Here is a 15,650-nt window from a genome sequence, read left to right as displayed (position 1 = left end):
GACCGGTACCCGTGGCGCCCCCTGCCGTCAGCCCGCCCAGATCCTGCGGTACCCCTCGCGATATCCGGACGGGTCCCAGGACGTGGCGCCGTCGCTGTTGTCGGCCGTGGCGATGTGCACCGGAGCCACGTAGCCGCTGGCCGGCCGGCCGGCGAAGGCACGGTTGAACTCGTCGACGATCTGCCAGCCCTGCTGGTTCAGCGGCTCGGGCACGGTGGCGGCCTGGAACTGCTTGCTGTTGATCCGCTGGAAGGCGGAGGGGTCGCCGTCGCCCGCGCCGATGTTCATGGGTGGCCCGGAGCCCGGCTTGCCCGCCGCCCGCAGGGCCGGGGCCGCGTCCGCGAAGTACAGGTCGTTGATGGCGGCGGAGTACGTCCACTCGCCCTGGAAGCGCGCGAGCAACGAGGAGACCGCCTGTGCGGTACGGCTCGCGGCGTCGGGGATGGGGATGTTCTCGTAACTCAGCAGCCGTACACCGGAACAGGTGGCGAGCCGCTCGCGGATCAGCTCGGCCTTGTTCTTCGCGAACGGGATCGAGTCGTCGGTGAAGAGGACGACCCCGGCATCGCCCGCGGACCGGGCGATGATCCAGTCCGCGCTGATCCTCGCCACGTCCTCCACCTTGGTGGTGACGTTGGTGAACAGCTTGGGTCTCTCGCTCGGGCCCGGGGTGCCCACCGCGTGCCAGCCGATCACCGGGATGTGGGCCGCTTCGGCCCGCGCCATCTGCTGCGAGGTCAGCTGGGGATCGAAGCCGCCGATGACGATGCCCGAGGGCCGCAGCGTGATGGCCTGGCTGAGCGCCGCCTGGATCCCGGCCGGGGTGCCGTCCCCGTCGATGACACGGAGCTGCCAGCCGATGGCCTTCGCGCCCTCCTCCAGGCCCTGCGCGACGCCCGCGACACCGGGGTTGGTCATGGTCTGCGCGACATAGACGATCGACTTGCCGGGGACGGCCGCGGGGCCGGTGGTGGGGCCGTGCCACGCGGGGTCGGGGTGCTCGGCCCGTGCTACGGCCGCCCCGGCACGCGCGAGGGCGGCGGGGCAACCGGCCTTGGGCGGCGCCGCGCCGGTGGAGGGGCCGTCGCTCCCGCAGCCGGCGAGGAGGGCGGCGCCCGCTGCCAGGAGGGCCGCGGTCGTGAGCGGGGTCCTGCGGTGCGGGCGGGGGTGCGAGTCCTTCGGGTACACGGTGCTCCTGACGCGGTGCGCGTACGAACTTCTTCTACGGGGTGCGCAGTCGGCGGCGGGCGGAGTAGCCGGCCAGGCCGACGGCGATGAGCAGGGTGGCGCCGTTGAACAGCGGGGTGGCCCAGAAGTCGGCGCCGAGCTGGCCGATGCCGGCGAGGCCGATGGCGAGGACGGCGACGGCGACGACGGTGCCGAGGGCGTTGACGCGGCCGGGTCTGATCGTGGTGGACCCGAGCAGGGCGCCGACGAAGGCGGGCAGCAGGTAGTCCAGCCCGACACTCGGGTTGCCGGTCTGCTGCTGGGCGGCGAGGAGGACCCCGGCGAGGCCGGTGACCAGGCCCGATCCGGCGAAGGCGTAGACGGAGTACCGGTGGCTGGGGATGCCGATGATGTCGGCGGTGCGCCGGCTGGAGCCGATGACGTACATGTACCGGCCGAGCGGCAGCCGTTCCAGGACCACCCAGAGCGCGGCCGCGAGGGCCAGGACGTAGTAGGCGGGCAGCGGCAGCCCGAGGAAGCGGGAGTCGTAGAGGCCGGTGAAGGCGGCGGGCAGGCCCTCCGGGCCGGGGACGATGCGGGAGCCGTCGGTGATCCAGCCGGTGACGGCGTACATCATGCTGCCGGTGCCGAGCGTGGCGATGAAGGAGTCGATCCGCACGTACTCGACGATGACGCCGTTGAGGACGCCGACCAGCGCCCCGCCGAGGATCACGGTGAGGCAGGCGAGCGGCCAGGGCCAGCCCGTGTCGATGATGAGCCGCAACACCATCACATGGGCCAGACCGAGGCCGTAGCCCATGGACAGGTCGAACTTGCCGGTGGCGATGGGGATGGTCGCGCCGAGGGCCAGGATGGCCGGGATCGACTGGTTGGACAGGATCGAGGAGACGTTGTCCCGGGTGGGGAAGGTGTCCGGCAGGACGAGGGAGAAGACCAGGAAGAGCAGGACGGCCAGGCCCAGCAGGCCGTAGGTGCCGATGTGGTGTCCCCGAAGGTGGTCCGACAGCGATCGGCGCGGAGACGGGGGCGACGGCGGCGACGAAGGCGCCGGGGGCGACGAGGGCGAGGGCGAAGGGGGCATGGTCATCGGTCCGCCGTGGGTCCGGTGATCGCGGACATGGCCGAGGCGGTCCGGGTCAGTTCGGCGACCGTGAGCGCCGCACCGCTCAGCTCGGCGCTCACCTCGCCGCGGACGAACACCAGGGCGCGATGGCACACGTCGGCGACCTCTTCGAAATCGGTGGAGATGAGCAGGACCGCCAGGCCCGAGGCCAGGGCCTCGTCGAGCAGCCGGTGGATGGTGGCCTTGGCCCCGACGTCCACCCCGGCGGTCGGCTCCTCCAGGACGAGCAGGCGCAGGTGTCCCCGGAGCCACCGGCCGACCATGACCTTCTGCTGGTTGCCGCCGGACAGGGTGGCGATCGGCACCTCGCTGTCGCGGGGGTGCACCGAGAACCGGTCGATCAGGGCGGTGGCCTCGGCGCGCTCGCGCCGGGGGCTGATCCAGTGCACCGCCGGGGCGCCGGCCGCGCGGGGGTCGGCCAGGAAGTTCTCCCGTACGGTCAGGTCGGCGGCGCAGCCCTCCTCCTGGCGGTTGGCCGCGACGAAGCCGACGCCGGAGGCGAGCGCGGAGTGGACCGTACGCGGGTGGTACGGCCGGCCGTCGAGGAGGATGCGCCCGCCGAGGATCGGCCGGGCACCGACGAGGGCGCGGCCCAGCTCCATGTGGCCGGCGCCGGTCAGGCCCACCATGCCGAGGATCTCACCGGCGCGCAGGTCCAGGCCGACCTCTCCGGAGGCCGCGGTCCGCACCCGGTCGAGGCTCAGCAGGGGTGCGCCGGCGGCCGGGGGCGTGCCGGGTGTCCGTCCGGCCGGTGCGTGGCCCACGATCGCGCGCACCAGCCGGTCCGGGCTGTGACCGGCGAGCGGGCCCCGGTCGACCAGTCGGCCGTCCCGCAGCACGGCGAAGGCGTCGGCCACCTGGTAGACCTCGTCGAGCCGGTGGCTGACGTAGAGGATGCCGTGGCCGTGGTCGCGCAGGGTGTGGAGCACGTCGAAGAGCCGCGCGCAGTCGGCTGCCGGGAGGGTGGCGGTCGGCTCGTCGAGCACGATGAGCTCGGCACGGGTGGCGAGGGCGCGGGCGATGGCGACGAGCGAGCGCTCGGCGGGGCCGAGGCGGGCGATCGGGGCGTCGGCGTCCAGGTGCCCGGCGACGATCCGCAGGGCCTCGTCGCAGCGCTCCCGGGTCCGCCGCCAGGAGATCAGTCCGTGGCGGCGGCGGTAGCCGGTGCCCAGGGCGACGTTCTCGGCCACCGTCATCCACGGGACGAGGCCGAGGTCCTGGTGGATGAAGGACATGTTCCGGGTCGCGGCGTGGCTGCCGAGGGGATGGCCGGCCACGGTCACCGCACCCGCGTCGGCCCGGTGGACCCCGGCGAGCACCTTGATCAGGGTGGACTTCCCGGCTCCGTTGGGGCCGAGCAGGGCCAGGACGCTGCCGCGGTGGAGGTCGAGGTCGACCGAGTCGAGCGCGAGCGTGCCACCGAACCACTTGCTCAGGTCGCGCACGCGGACGAGCGGTGCGGCACCGGAGTGCGAGGGGGGACCCGCCCAGGTGTCGGGAGCGTCATGCACAGACTTCTCCGGGGGTCGGCCTCCGAGTTCTTCCCGACGGTACGAGGCACTCTACGGGGACGAAGCGCTGCATTCGCGGCATATCGCCGCGCGGCCTGACCCCGATGGGCGAACGGCAGGGGGTTCGGGGGTCATGCCGCGGCCAGGCTGCACTCGGCCCAGATCACCTTGCCGCCGGTGGTGTAGCGGGTGCCCCAGGACTGGGCGAGCTGTGCGACGAGGAACAGGCCGCGGCCGCCCTCGTCGGTGGTCGCCGACCGGCGCATACGCGGGGCGCTGCTGCTGGCGTCGTGCACCTCGCAGATCAGGTTGCGGTCGTGGATCAGGCGCACCCGGATGGGTGCGGTCCCGTACCGGACGGCGTTCGTGACCAGTTCGCTGAGCAGCAGTTCCGTGGCGAAGGTGGACTCCTCCAGCCCCCACCGGTTCAGCTGCTCCACACAGGCGGCGCGGACCTCCGAGACGCGGGCCGGATCGGCGTCGAGCTCCCACGCGGCGATCCGGTCCGTGGGAACGGCGTGGGTGCGGGCGACGAGCAGCGCGATGTCGTCGTCGGGGTGCTCGGGTGCCACGGCGTCCAGGACGGCCTGGCAGGTTTCCTCGGGGGTCCGGTCCGGGTGGGCCAGTGCCCGGTTCAGGGCGTCGAGGGCCACGTCGACGTCGCGGTGGCGGTCGTCGATGAGCCCGTCGGTGTAGAGGACGAGCTGGCTGTGCTCGGGGAGGCGGACCTCGACCGACTCGAAGGGCAGGCCGCCGAGGCCGAGCGGGGGACCGGCGGGCAGGTCGAGCAGGGACACGGCGCCGTCGGGCCGGACCAGCGCGGGTGGCGGGTGGCCGGCGCGGGCCATCGTGCACTGCTGGGAGGTGGGGTCGTAGATGGCGTACAGGCAGGTGGCGCCGACGATGCCGGTGCTGCCGGCGTCGGGACCGTCCCCGCCCTCCTCCCGGTCCAGGCGCACCATCAGGTTGTCCAGGTGGGTCAGGAGCTCGTCCGGGGCCAGCTCCAGCTCGGCGAAGTTGCGGGCGGCGGTGCGCAGCCGGCCCATGGTGGCGGCGGCGTGCAGTCCGTGGCCGACAACGTCGCCGACGAGCAGGGCGACCCGGGCCCCGGACAGGGGGATGACGTCGAACCAGTCGCCGCCCACCCCCGACTCGGCGGGCAGATAGCGGTGGGCGACCTCGACGGCGCTCTGCTCGGGGAGCCCGCGGGGGAGCAGGCTGCGCTGCAGCGAGAGGGCGAGGGTGTGCTCGCGGGTGTAGCGGCGCGCGTTGTCGATGCAGAGGGCGGCGCGGGCGGCGAGTTCCTGGGCCAGCGAGCGGTCGTCGTCCCCGTAGGGGGAGGGGTCCTGCGAGCGGTAGAAGCTCACGACGCCGAGGACGGTGCCGCGGGCGAGCAGCGGGACCGTGATGAGGGAGTGGATGTTGTGCGCCAGGAGCAGTTCGGCGTGCTCGGGATCCTGGGCGATCCAGCCGAAGGCGCCCTTCAGGTCCTGTTCGAGCACCGGCTGTCCGGTGGCCACGCAGCGCATGTGCGGCGTGGTGGGCCGCAGGCTGACCTGCGAGCCGACCGGATAGAAGGGGCAGTCCTCGCGAATGCCGTGGACCACCGTGCGGTGCATCTCGGTGGTGGGGTGGGGGGACTCCTCCCCGAGCAGGACGCCCCCCGGCATGTCGATGGTGATGAAATCGGCCAACCTCGGGACGGCCGTCTCGGCGAGCTCCCAGGCGGTGCGGCTCACGTCCAGCGTGGTGCCGATGCGGTTGCTGGCCTCGGCCAGCAACTCCAGGCGCCGGCGGGCCGCGACGGCGTACTTGCCCACCTCGGGCTCGCCGACCAGCACCAGCCCCCTGACCCGGCCGTCCCGGGCGGGGTCGTCGGCGGGCGGTGCGCCGCGTGCGCGGACCGTCGCCGGACTCGGGCCGGGGGCGACGTGGGGCCGGAACGCGGGGGGTACCGCGGCGGGGGCGTGCGGGTGGGTGGGGGCGGGCGCGTGCCGCTCGGTGTCCTCGGGCAACAGTGCCTCGACGACGACCCCCTCCACCCCGGCGGCGCTCGTGACGGGGCGGCTGACCAGGGTGACCCATCGGCCGCGGGACAGGGGCACCTCGGCGGCGGCCCGCCGGTCCCCGGACATCAGCTCGGTGGCCTTCTCCTTGAGGCTCGCCTGGTCGCTCTGTTCCAGCTCGCTCTGGAGGAAGTCGGCCATCGCGACCGGGTGCCCGTCGAGGCCGTGCTCGTTGCTCCGGGCCAGGTGCGCGGCATCGAGGTAGGCCTGCAGCAGACCGTGCTCGCGCGCCGAACTCTGGTCCATCAGCCGTCGCTCGATGGCTTCCGCGGCCTTGCGCACCACGGGGATCAGTGCCGGGTCCGCGTCGGTGTAGGGATAGCCGAGGCACAGGACGCCCTGGATGTGCCCGCTGAGCTGGTCGCGCAGCGGGATCGCGGTGCAGGCGCTCGCCTGGGACCGCTCGGCGAAGTGCTCGGCGCCGTAGACCTGGCAGAGCCGCCGCTCCGCGAGGCTGAGGCCGATGCCGTTCGTCCCGGCGACCCGCTCGGCGAACACGAACCCGGGGAGGATCTGGATCGGGGCGAGATGCCTGACCATGGATTTCTCACCGAAGCGGCGTGCGAGCACCATGCCGTGACCGTCGGCGAGGCAGATGTTCGTCCGGCTTCCCGCGAAGATGGCCTGGAGTCGGTCGAGCACCGGCTCGGCGGCGCGCAGCAGCGGTGCCTCCAGGTCGACGTCCTGCTCGAAGGGGAGCTCCGACTGGTCCGGTGACAGTCCCAGCAGACGGCTGCGCTGCCACGAACTCAGGATCGGACTTCTCACGCTCCCCTCGACCGACTCGCCCTGCAGGAATCGGTCACGGAAGCGCACGGGGCCGATGCGGTCTCCGACGACCCCCATGTGCATCACTTCCTCACCGGCGCGCCCTCGGTCACCAGATTTGAGTATATTCCTCACATTTCGGCAATGAGCTGTGCGAGCGAAGCGATCAGCGGGCCCGGCGTCACCGGCGGGCCTGACGGTCACCGGCGCCCGGCCGTCACAGGACCGCGACCGGATTGACGGGTGAACCCGTCCCGCCGGGCACGTTCAGCGGTGCCACGACGAGCAGGAACGCGTATCGGCCCGCCGCGGCGCACGCGACCGCGAGCGGTTCGAGATCGAGGTTGTCCAGCAGGGGCACGCCCATCGCCGTCACGGCGAGCGTGTGGACGGGGGAGTGCAGCCCCTCGACCGGCGAAGGCCGTACGTCGCTGTCCCCGTCGGCGCCCAGCAGCGCGACGGCGCGCTCGGCCAGTAGCGGCACGGCGCGCACGTGCCAGCCCGCGCTCGCCTCGTCGGGATTCCACGGGCCGAGCTCCCGGCGCCGGCGCAAGGCCCCGGTGCGCAGCAGCACCGCGTCGCCGTCCCCGACGGTCACCCCGAGTGCCTCCTCCGCGGCGAGGAGCTCCCGCGCGTGCACCGCACGACCCGGTTCGAGCCATTCGACCCCGAGGGCGGCGGGCAGGTCGACCAGGACGCCCCGCGTGACCAGGGGGCCGAGCGCCGCCACCGCACCGAAGCGGGCCCCCGCCGCGCCGACGGACTCAGCCGCCGCGTGCCCGTCGTACAGTCGCCCCCGGTAGGCGACGTGTGACAGTGCGTCGAGGTGCGTCACGCTCTTGCCGTGATAGTCCGCGCCGATGAAGTCCTTGTGGACGGAGGGTTCCGGAGCCTGCACGTCGCCGAGGTCGGACATGTAGTGCAGGGCGGGCTTCGCGTTGTCCGGGCCGGGGCGGGTGTCCCAGGGCCGCCCCAGCGGGACGACCGTCCCGTCCCGGACCGCGGCGGTGGCCCCGCGCGCGTGTTCCGCCGTCACCCGGTTCCAGGCCCCGCGATCGGCCGCCGCCCACCGGCCCCACGTACGGACCGACGCGAACAGCGCGTCGAACTCCGCACGGGAGACGGCGGGCCCGTTGGCGGGGGCGCCGACCTGGGCATCGGTGGGGTTGCCGCTCATCTCCCCAGTGTCCGGCGCTCCGCGCTCCCGCGCTGGCCGGGAGACGTTCTCCGGTGACGGGAGCGCAGTTCCCTCGCGCTAGTGTGCGCACGTGAGCTTTCATGTCGTCATAGGTTTTGGTCCCGCCGGCTCCGCCACCGCCCGGCTCCTCGCCGAACAGGGCCGTACCGTAAGGGTCGTCACCAGATCGGGTCGAAGCCCGGAACCAGGGATCGAACACGTCGCGCTGGACGCGACGGACACCCGGAGCCTGACCGACCTCGCGCGGGGCGCGACGGCGATCCACAGCTGCGCCGCACCGCCCTACCACCACTGGGCCCGCGACTGGCCCCCGCTGGCCTCGTCGCTCTGCGCCACGGCCGAGGCGACCGGGGCCGTACTGGTCATGCTGGGCAACCTCTACGGCTACGGCCCGGTGGACGGCCCCATGACCGAGGAACTGCCGCTCGCGGCCACCGCCACCAAGGGGCGGGTCCGCGCCGCGGTCTGGGAGCAGGCGCGCGAACTGCACGAGCAGGGCCGGATCAAGGCCGTCGAGGTACGCGCCTCGGACTTCTTCGGACCCGGCGTCACCGACGGCGGCCACCTGGCCGCACGGGTCGTGCCGCCGCTGCTGCGCGGCAAGCCGGTCACCACGCTGGGGGACCCGGACGCCCCGCACAGCTGGACCTACCTCCCCGATGTCGCCCGGACCCTGGTCGAGGTCGCGGACGAAGAGAGCGCCTGGGGGCGCGCCTGGCACGTCCCGACCCAGCCGGCGCTGTCCGTACGGGAGATGGTCGGGCGCCTCGGCGCCCAGGCGGGAACAGGACCGGTGGCCGTGCGCGGGCTCCCGGGGGCGGTGATCGGCGTGGCCTCGCTCTTCTCCCCGCTGATCCGCGAACTCAAGGAGATCCGGTACCAGTTCGACCGTCCGTTCGTCGTAAATTCGAGCGCCTACGAAGCGGCGTTCGCGGTACGGTCCACCCCCGTCGACGAGCAGGTCAAGGAGACCGTCGCGTGGTGGCGCGAGCGACTCGCGGCCGGCGACCGACACGGGTGACAGGACAGGGATGGATCACATGGAGGACCCCAGGCCACGGCGAGAGCCGATCGCCGTCGTGGGGATGGCGTGCCGATTCCCGGGAGCGCGCAATGTCAACGAGTACTGGAGGCTCCTGACGGCCCCACAGGCGCAGTTCGGTGCGATCCCGGACTCGCGCTGGCGCACCGCGGCCTTCCTGAGCGACAACCTCCGTGACACCTCGGCGGCGTACACGGACACCATGGCGCTGCTGCCGGACGTGGGCCACTTCGACGCTGCCCACTACGGCATTCCCCCGCGACGGGCCCGGGCGATGGACCCCCAGGCCCGGCTGCTGATCGACCTCGCCCGCGAGGCCATCCAGGACGCGGGGTGGGAGGCCGACGGCTTCGACCGCGAGGAGACCTCGGTGATCACCGCGCTCACCGAGGGCGGCTACCGCGAACTCAGCACCATGCGGATCCGGATGCGTCAGCTCGCGGGTGGCGAATTCGGGGCGCGGCTCGCCCACCCCCGCCCGCAGGACGCGGTCCGGGCCGTCGACGGGCTCAACGGCACCTCCGTGGCCGGGCTCCTGCTCAACATGGGGCCCAACACCATCAGCTCCGTCTTCGACCTGCACGGCGAGAGCTACGCCCTGGACTCGGCCTGCTCGGGCGGACTCATGGCTGTGGCCAACGCCGTGCACGCCCTGCGCGCCGGCCGCTCCCGCATCGCCCTCGCGGGCGGCGCGCAACTGATACTCACCCCCGACCTGCTGGTCGGGCTGTGCCGGATCGGCGCCATCTCGCGCAGCGGCCGCTGCCTGCCCTTCGGCGCACAGGCCGACGGCTTCGTCCTGGGCGAGGGCGCGGGGGTCCTGGTGCTGCGGCCCCTGTCCGACGCGCTGGCGGCGGGCGACCGGGTCTACGCGGTGATCCGCGGCGTGGGAACGGCCAACGACGGGACCGTGCAAGGCGGTATGCATCCCCAGGCGGCCGGTCAGCTCCGCACGCTGCGCCGCGCTTACCGGGACGCGGGACTGGCCCCGGACGCGGTGGGCTACCTGGAGGCGCACGGCACCGGGACCACGGTCGGGGACCCCGTCGAGCTCGGTGTCCTGCGTGAACTGCGGGGAGAGCGCCCCGAACCCGCCTACCTCGGCGCCGTGAAGGCGGTGGTCGGTCACTCCCTGAACTCCGCGGGGATCGCCGGGCTCGTCAAATCGGTCCTGGCCGTGCAGCGGGGCGTCATACCCCCGCAGCCACAGTGCGACCTGGCCGATCGCTCCGGGCTCGCCGCCGCCCGGCTGACCGTGGCGACGACCCCGACACCGTGGCCGGACCGCGCCGGACCGCGCCGGGCAGGGGTGAGCGCCTTCGGCTTCGGCGGTACCGGTGTCCACCTGGTGGTGGAGGAGTGCAGCACGCCGCCGGCCGGCCCGGCGGCTCCCGCCACGTCGGACCACGGACCGCACGTACTGGCCCTCAGCGCCCGGGACCGGGACGGACTGGCCCGCTACGCACAGGACATCGCGGACACCATCGCCGAGGACCGGCCCCCGGCGGCCGCCGTGGCGGACACCCTGGCCCGCCGCACGCCCCTCACCCACCACCTCACCGTGGTGGCGCGCGATGTCGCCGACGCCACCGCCAAGCTGACCGCGGCGGCCGCCGCGGTCGCCGCCGGACGTACGGACGAGCTCGCGCGGTACGCGCGGTACGCGGAGCGCACCGAGGCCGCCCCCGTGCCCCGGCCGCCCGCGACCGTGCGGACGCCCCCGTGCACCCTGCCACCGAGCCCGCTGTCCCCGCGCCGCCACTGGGTCGTGGACGACTCGGCGCGCGAGGTCCCGGATCCCGCCGAGTCGATACCCGAGGCAGCCGCCGTGCCGCGCGCCGACGGCGTACGGACCACGGCCGCCAAGGTGGTCGCACCCTCCGCGCCCTCCGCGCCCTCCGCGTCCGCCGTGTCCGTCGTGCTCGAAGAGGTCTCGCGGACCGGGGTCTTCCCGCTCTCCGAGTTGAGCGGACACCTGACCCTGGTGACCGATCTCGGATTCGACTCCCTGATGTTGCAGGAGCTCGAAGTCAACATCGCCAAGCGGATACCGGGCTTCCGGACCGAGGAGCTGTTCGCGCCCGAACTCACCGTCGGCCGGCTGATCGAACTCGTCGATCCGCACACGACCCCGGACACCCCCCCGGACACCGGCCCGGACAGCGCGCCGATGCCGGCCCCCGCCGGACCGGCCCGCCGACAGGAGCGCACCACCTGGGACGCCGGGACGGCCGCCATCGAGGAGTTCCCGGAAGTCGGCGAGTTCGAGCAGCGCCTCGCGCGGATCGGCGACAGCGGTGCGGACAACCCGTACTTCCGGGTCCACGAGGGCAACATCCGCGACACGACCGTCATCGGCGGCCGCACCCTGCTGTCCTTCGGCAGTTACAACTACCTCGGACTCTCCGGCCATCCGGCCGTCGACGAGGCCGTGCACCGGGCGGTGGACCGGTACGGCACCTCGGTCTCCGCCAGCCGCGTCCTCTCCGGCGAACGGGACCTGACCGTACGGCTGGAACGGGCCCTGGCCGACTTCCTCGGCGTCGGCGACTGCCTGGCACTGGTCAGCGGACACGCCACCAACGTCACCGCGATCGGGCACCTCGTCGGCCCCGAGGACCTCGTGGTGCACGACGCGCTCGCCCACGACAGCATCCTCCAGGGTTGCGCCCTGTCCGGCGCGGCGCGACGCCCCTTCGCCCACAACGACATGGGGCAGCTGGAACACATGCTCCGGCTCAACAGGTCCCGGTTCCGGCGCGTACTGATCGCCGTCGAGGGCGCCTACAGCATGGACGGCGACCTCGTCGACCTGCCCGCCGTGATCGAGCTGAAGAAGCGCTACGGCGCCCTGCTGATGATCGACGAGGCCCACAGCATCGGTACCGTCGGCGAACGCGGCCGGGGCGTCGGCGAGTTCTACGGTGTCGACCGGTCCGACGTGGACCTGTGGATGGGCACCCTCTCCAAGGCCTTCGCCAGCTGCGGCGGTTACCTCGGCGGCTCGGCCCGGATGGTGCGCTGGCTGCGCCACACGCTCCCCGGCTTCGTCTACAGCGTCGGCCTGACACCGGCCAACGCGGCCGCGGCGCTGGCCGCCACCGAGCTGCTCACCGCACAGCCGGAGCGGGTACGTGCGCTCAGACGCAACTCCGCACTCTTCCTCGGGCTCGCCACCGCTGCCGGACTGGCGACGGGCTCCAGCGCCGACACCCCCATCGTGCCCTGCATCCTCGGCGACTCCACGAGGACCCTGCGCGTCGCGGACGGGCTGTTCGCCCGGGGCGTGGTGGCGGACCCGATCTTCCACCCCGCCGTGGAGGAGGGGCTGTCGCGCCTGCGGTTCTTCGTCACCAGCGAGCACCGCGAGGAGGACATCGGACGGGCCGTGTCGATCCTGGCCGAAGAGGTGGCGGCCGCCGGACGCTAAGTGACCCATCTCAGATCAGGGTGCGTTCGATGCGGCTGAGCGTGGCGCTCTTGGCGGGGTTGCCGTCCTCGTCCTCGTCCCCGGCCGGCGCCGTGGCGTGCCGCTGCTCGGGGTCGCCGATGCGCTGGGACAGGAGGTAGGCGATGATCTCCGCCTCCTGCTCCTGGACGTCGTCGTAGGTCGCGCGCAGGAGCATGTCGCGTACGAGTTGGGGGTCGAGGTTGGGGAAGAGGAGGCGCGCGGCCGCCTCGTCCAGCCCACCGGCCCCGCGATGGCAGCAGATGATGTGGCCCAGCTCGTGCAAGATGATGTGCTCCTGATGCGCGCCGGTGGTGTTGGCGTCGTAGAAGATGAGGTCCTCGTCGCGCGCGGCCACCCACATGCCGCACGGATGCGACGAGGGCATCTGCATCGGGACCAACGTGATCGGACGGTCGCGCACCTCGCCGACGTGGCGGCACAGCTCGGCCACGTCGGTCGCCGTCGGCAGATCGAGTTTGGCGATCCGCTGCGCGCCGGCCTTGCGGAGCTTCTTGAGCCGGCTGCGGCGTTCGTGATCGGCCGCCCGCTCCTTACGCGCGCTCCTCATCCCGACTCGGAGGGGTCGGCGACCGGTGGCAGGCCCTGCAACTGCCGGTACTGGTCCATGATGGCCGTGATGGCCTGGAGGTTCTCCTTCTTCATCCCGGCCGCCCGCATCGCCACGGCGCGTACGCCGGACTGCCGCAGGGCCTCGATGGCGGCGAGCTCGCCGAGCACGGACTCGGCGACCTTGTCGTCGAAGAAGTAGGCGACCGAGACCCCGAAGAACTTGGCCAGGGCGGACAGCAGGTCGGGTGAGGGGTTGGAGCGCTTCCCCGTGCGCAGCTGCGACAGGTACACACCGCCGACCTTGAGTTCGGGGTTCACCCGCTTCAGCTCGTCCGCGACCTCGGCGTTGGTCCAGTGCTTGCCCTTGGGGCGGACCGTTCGGAACAGGTCGTCGAGGCGCGTCGCGAGCAGGGGTCGTTCCTCACTGCCGTTCTCGGTGTCCTTCTCGGTCCCGGTCATGGTGAACCATCCTCCCGTCGCCTCCTCGGCATAGCTCTCAGCTATACGTCAGTTTCACAGATTAGCGGTTGGTTGACAATTGACCAGGACTCGGCGAACGTGGGGTCCGGCCGATAGCTGGCAGCTAACTTGCGCTCACGGGGGACGCACAGTTGGTCGCCGGTGACATCGGACTGGCCCGGCCCTCGGGGGATGGGCCGGGCCAGTCCGGGCGGGAGCCACCCGTCCGGCCGCAAGACAGCGGGGAAACGGGATACCCGCCCGGTTTGACGGGGGATGCAAACCGGGCGGGAGTTCTCAACTCGCCTTGTCGAGCTTACTGTAGGCGGCTGCCACTTGGGTGAGCCATGCGAGCTCTGCCGCGAAGTTGTTCGTATCGCGGTCGTCGAAGTCGCCCGCGTCCTTGTTGTTCTGAGGGACCGTGTCGGTCAGTTTTGCCTGCAAGGCGCGCTTGATCTGTGCGGCTTCGGTGTAGGCCTGCCGAGATTCCGCGCTCGCCTCCTTGGCCGGATCGCACCCCTCGCCGGCGGCCCGGTCGATGTACGGACGCAAGTCCCGCCACCCGTCCCGTATTTCGACGACCCGACGGTGCAGGCGGTAGTCCAGGTCGGACACCGCGGCACCCGGCGGCTCCAGGGCGATGTCCGGGGAGGACTCGTACAGGTCCCGCCAGAGCGGGTAGAGCGCCCGGTACGACCGGTACGTGTGGGCCCACTCCAGGAGTCGGGTCGCGGCCGGGCCCCAGGAGGAGTTGGTCAGGCTGAGCGAGAGCATGACGATGCCCGCGGTGCTGAACACCGAGGCGGCGACCTTCCAGGCGCCGATGTCGACCCCGAACGCCGCCGTGAGGATGTTGACCGTCCTGGCCGTGCAGTAGAGGAACAGGACCACGGCGGTGACCGAGAGCAGCCGCAGGGCCTGACGCAGCGAGGCGTTGTCCGTCATCCGCGCGTACGGACCGCACTGCAGGTAGATCGTGACGCACGGAATCGCCTGCGAGACGATGAACGCCAGGAGATAGGTGAGCAGCAGCGGCTCGCTGGTGCCGTCGAAGTCCGAGGCCGGCCTGCCGGTGCCGTCGGCGAGGAAGAACAGGGCCGTCAGCAGCACGTCGAGGACGATTCCGGTGACCAGCCAGTAGCGGGTCTTGCGTACGGCCTCCTCGTCCGCGGCGGCCCAGCGCAGCAGGATGATCTGCGCGCTGACGCAGAAGGCCACCGCCGACAGGTGCATGAGGAGCACGGCGAGGTTGCCGACCCCCAGGAGGGGCGCGCCCCCCATGGCCAAGGCCCCCATGGTGAAGGTGAGGCACTGGAGCAGCAGAGTGGCGATCAGCGTGCGGTACGCGCCGTCCTTCCAACTGCGCCGCGCCTGGCACAGTCGATAGACGAGCGCCGCGTACGACGAGAGCGAGGCTATGACGAAGCAGAGGGTTCTGGTGGTGTTCACGTCCTGGTTTTCTGCCGGTGCCGCACGGGCGGCGGACGGGTCAGTCGGTGTGCTCGGCCGGAGGGACCTCGAGGCCGATGCTCTCGGCGGCCACGGCGATGGCGTAGTCGAAGAACGCGGCCTCGTCCCGGACGCTGTCGTGGGTACGGCTGAAGACCTGGAAGACCAGGAGGCCGATCAGATTGCTCCACAGGACGATGCCGCGCTCGACGATGTCCGAGAACGGAGCCTCGGGCGCGCCGCCGAAGAGGTGCAGGGCCTCCGGCAGGAGCAGTGGGGGGCCGGGCACCGGCCGCCGGGGCGGGGTGAGTTCGCCGGCCTCCAGTGCGGAGCGCACGATGCCGGCGAGCACCGCGGGGGTGCGCGAGGCCGAGGGGACCGTGTCCTGCGGGGCGTGGTAGCCGGGTACGGGTGAGCCGTAGATCAGGGTGAACTCGCCGGGGTTGGCGAAGGACCACCGCCGCAGCGCCCGGGTGACGGCGAGGAGTCGGGCGCCCCCGGACGCGCCGGCCTTCGTGGCGACGACGTCGGCCTGTTCCATCGCCTCGCCGGACGCGTCGTAGGCGTCGATGACCAGTGCGGTCAGCAGATCGTCGCGGTGCGGGAAGGCGGCCTCGACATCGGCGACCGGAAGGCCGCCGGCGCGCGCCACGGCATCCGGGGACAGCCCTTGGGCGCCCAGCTCGACCAGCTGCTGACGTGCGATGTCCTTGATCACCACCGCCAGGGTGATGTCGTCGTCCTCGCTCGGACCGATTGCGGAAACATCCATGCCGGAACCGTACCCGCCGACAACTTCGGGCGCCCGAACGGCCTCTCGAACGC

At 72.4% G+C, this 15,650-nt stretch carries 11 protein-coding genes; 2 read left to right on the top strand and 9 right to left on the bottom strand.

Going from position 1 to position 15,650, the window contains the following annotated elements; genetic code table 11:
• Positions 1 to 27: 27 nt before the first annotated feature.
• The 5 genes from BCL76_RS13630 to BCL76_RS13610 form a co-directional block, all read right to left on the bottom strand.
• Positions 28 to 1,188, bottom strand: a complete 1,161-nt coding sequence (locus BCL76_RS13630; protein ID WP_109779736.1) for a substrate-binding domain-containing protein — start codon at positions 1,186 to 1,188, stop codon at positions 28 to 30.
• Positions 1,189 to 1,222: 34 nt separating this feature from the next.
• Positions 1,223 to 2,275: an ABC transporter permease gene (locus BCL76_RS13625; RefSeq protein ID WP_258309619.1), complete on the bottom strand. Its 1,053-nt coding sequence runs from the start codon at positions 2,273 to 2,275 to the stop codon at positions 1,223 to 1,225.
• A complete protein-coding gene (locus BCL76_RS13620) occupies positions 2,272 to 3,822 on the bottom strand; it encodes a sugar ABC transporter ATP-binding protein (RefSeq protein ID WP_109779734.1) in 1,551 nt (516 codons plus the stop codon). Before BCL76_RS13620 ends, BCL76_RS13625 begins: the two co-directional genes overlap by 4 nt.
• A gap of 131 nt (positions 3,823 to 3,953) precedes the next feature.
• Entirely contained in the window at positions 3,954 to 6,734 is a 2,781-nt protein-coding gene (locus BCL76_RS13615; RefSeq protein WP_109779733.1) for a SpoIIE family protein phosphatase, read from the bottom strand.
• Between the two features lie 139 nt (positions 6,735 to 6,873).
• The gene (locus tag BCL76_RS13610) at positions 6,874 to 7,833 is read right to left on the bottom strand and encodes a cyclase family protein (protein ID WP_109779732.1); all 960 of its coding nucleotides are present in this window, start codon (positions 7,831 to 7,833) and stop codon (positions 6,874 to 6,876) included.
• A gap of 91 nt (positions 7,834 to 7,924) precedes the next feature.
• Between BCL76_RS13610 and BCL76_RS13605 the strand changes: the two genes are divergently transcribed.
• Together BCL76_RS13605 and BCL76_RS13600 are read left to right on the top strand one after the other, a co-directional pair.
• Positions 7,925 to 8,875, top strand: coding sequence for an NAD-dependent epimerase/dehydratase family protein (locus BCL76_RS13605; protein ID WP_109779731.1), 951 nt, complete (start codon positions 7,925 to 7,927; stop codon positions 8,873 to 8,875).
• 19 nt (positions 8,876 to 8,894) lie between these two features.
• Complete coding sequence (locus BCL76_RS13600; RefSeq protein ID WP_258309618.1) at positions 8,895 to 12,326, top strand: aminotransferase class I/II-fold pyridoxal phosphate-dependent enzyme; 3,432 nt, start codon at positions 8,895 to 8,897, stop codon at positions 12,324 to 12,326.
• Between the two features lie 10 nt (positions 12,327 to 12,336).
• On the opposite strand, the gene BCL76_RS13595 is transcribed toward BCL76_RS13600, so the two are convergent.
• The 4 genes from BCL76_RS13595 to BCL76_RS13580 form a co-directional block, all read right to left on the bottom strand.
• A complete protein-coding gene (locus BCL76_RS13595) occupies positions 12,337 to 12,915 on the bottom strand; it encodes a toxin (protein WP_109779729.1) in 579 nt (192 codons plus the stop codon).
• The gene (locus BCL76_RS13590) at positions 12,912 to 13,376 is read right to left on the bottom strand and encodes a helix-turn-helix domain-containing protein (protein WP_109779728.1); all 465 of its coding nucleotides are present in this window, start codon (positions 13,374 to 13,376) and stop codon (positions 12,912 to 12,914) included. The genes BCL76_RS13595 and BCL76_RS13590 overlap by 4 nt, the downstream gene beginning before the upstream one ends.
• A gap of 297 nt (positions 13,377 to 13,673) precedes the next feature.
• Complete coding sequence (locus tag BCL76_RS13585) at positions 13,674 to 14,825, bottom strand: MAB_1171c family putative transporter (RefSeq protein ID WP_109779727.1); 1,152 nt, start codon at positions 14,823 to 14,825, stop codon at positions 13,674 to 13,676.
• A 40-nt stretch (positions 14,826 to 14,865) separates the two neighbouring features.
• Positions 14,866 to 15,597 carry a TetR-like C-terminal domain-containing protein gene (locus BCL76_RS13580; RefSeq protein ID WP_109779726.1) on the bottom strand — a complete coding sequence of 244 codons (732 nt, stop codon included), beginning with the start codon at positions 15,595 to 15,597 and terminating at the stop codon, positions 14,866 to 14,868.
• Between the last annotated feature and the right edge of the window lie 53 nt (positions 15,598 to 15,650).

This window comes from Streptomyces sp. CG 926, from assembly GCF_003148825.1.
In the GTDB taxonomy this organism is placed as follows: domain Bacteria; phylum Actinomycetota; class Actinomycetes; order Streptomycetales; family Streptomycetaceae; genus Streptomyces.
This window is presented reverse-complemented; position numbering and strand designations above follow the sequence as displayed.

Excerpts from the sequence above, each read along its gene's own strand:
- BCL76_RS13590 (WP_109779728.1), bottom strand. The coding sequence starts at position 13,376 with ATGACCGGGACCGAGAAGGACACCGAGAACGGCAGTGAGGAACGACCC.
- BCL76_RS13610 (WP_109779732.1), bottom strand. The coding sequence starts at position 7,833 with ATGAGCGGCAACCCCACCGATGCCCAGGTCGGCGCCCCCGCCAACGGG.
- BCL76_RS13615 (WP_109779733.1), bottom strand. The coding sequence starts at position 6,734 with ATGGGGGTCGTCGGAGACCGCATCGGCCCCGTGCGCTTCCGTGACCGA.
- BCL76_RS13600 (WP_258309618.1), top strand. The coding sequence starts at position 8,895 with ATGGAGGACCCCAGGCCACGGCGAGAGCCGATCGCCGTCGTGGGGATG.
- BCL76_RS13625 (WP_258309619.1), bottom strand. The coding sequence starts at position 2,275 with ATGACCATGCCCCCTTCGCCCTCGCCCTCGTCGCCCCCGGCGCCTTCG.
- BCL76_RS13595 (WP_109779729.1), bottom strand. The coding sequence starts at position 12,915 with ATGAGGAGCGCGCGTAAGGAGCGGGCGGCCGATCACGAACGCCGCAGC.
- BCL76_RS13580 (WP_109779726.1), bottom strand. The coding sequence starts at position 15,597 with ATGGATGTTTCCGCAATCGGTCCGAGCGAGGACGACGACATCACCCTG.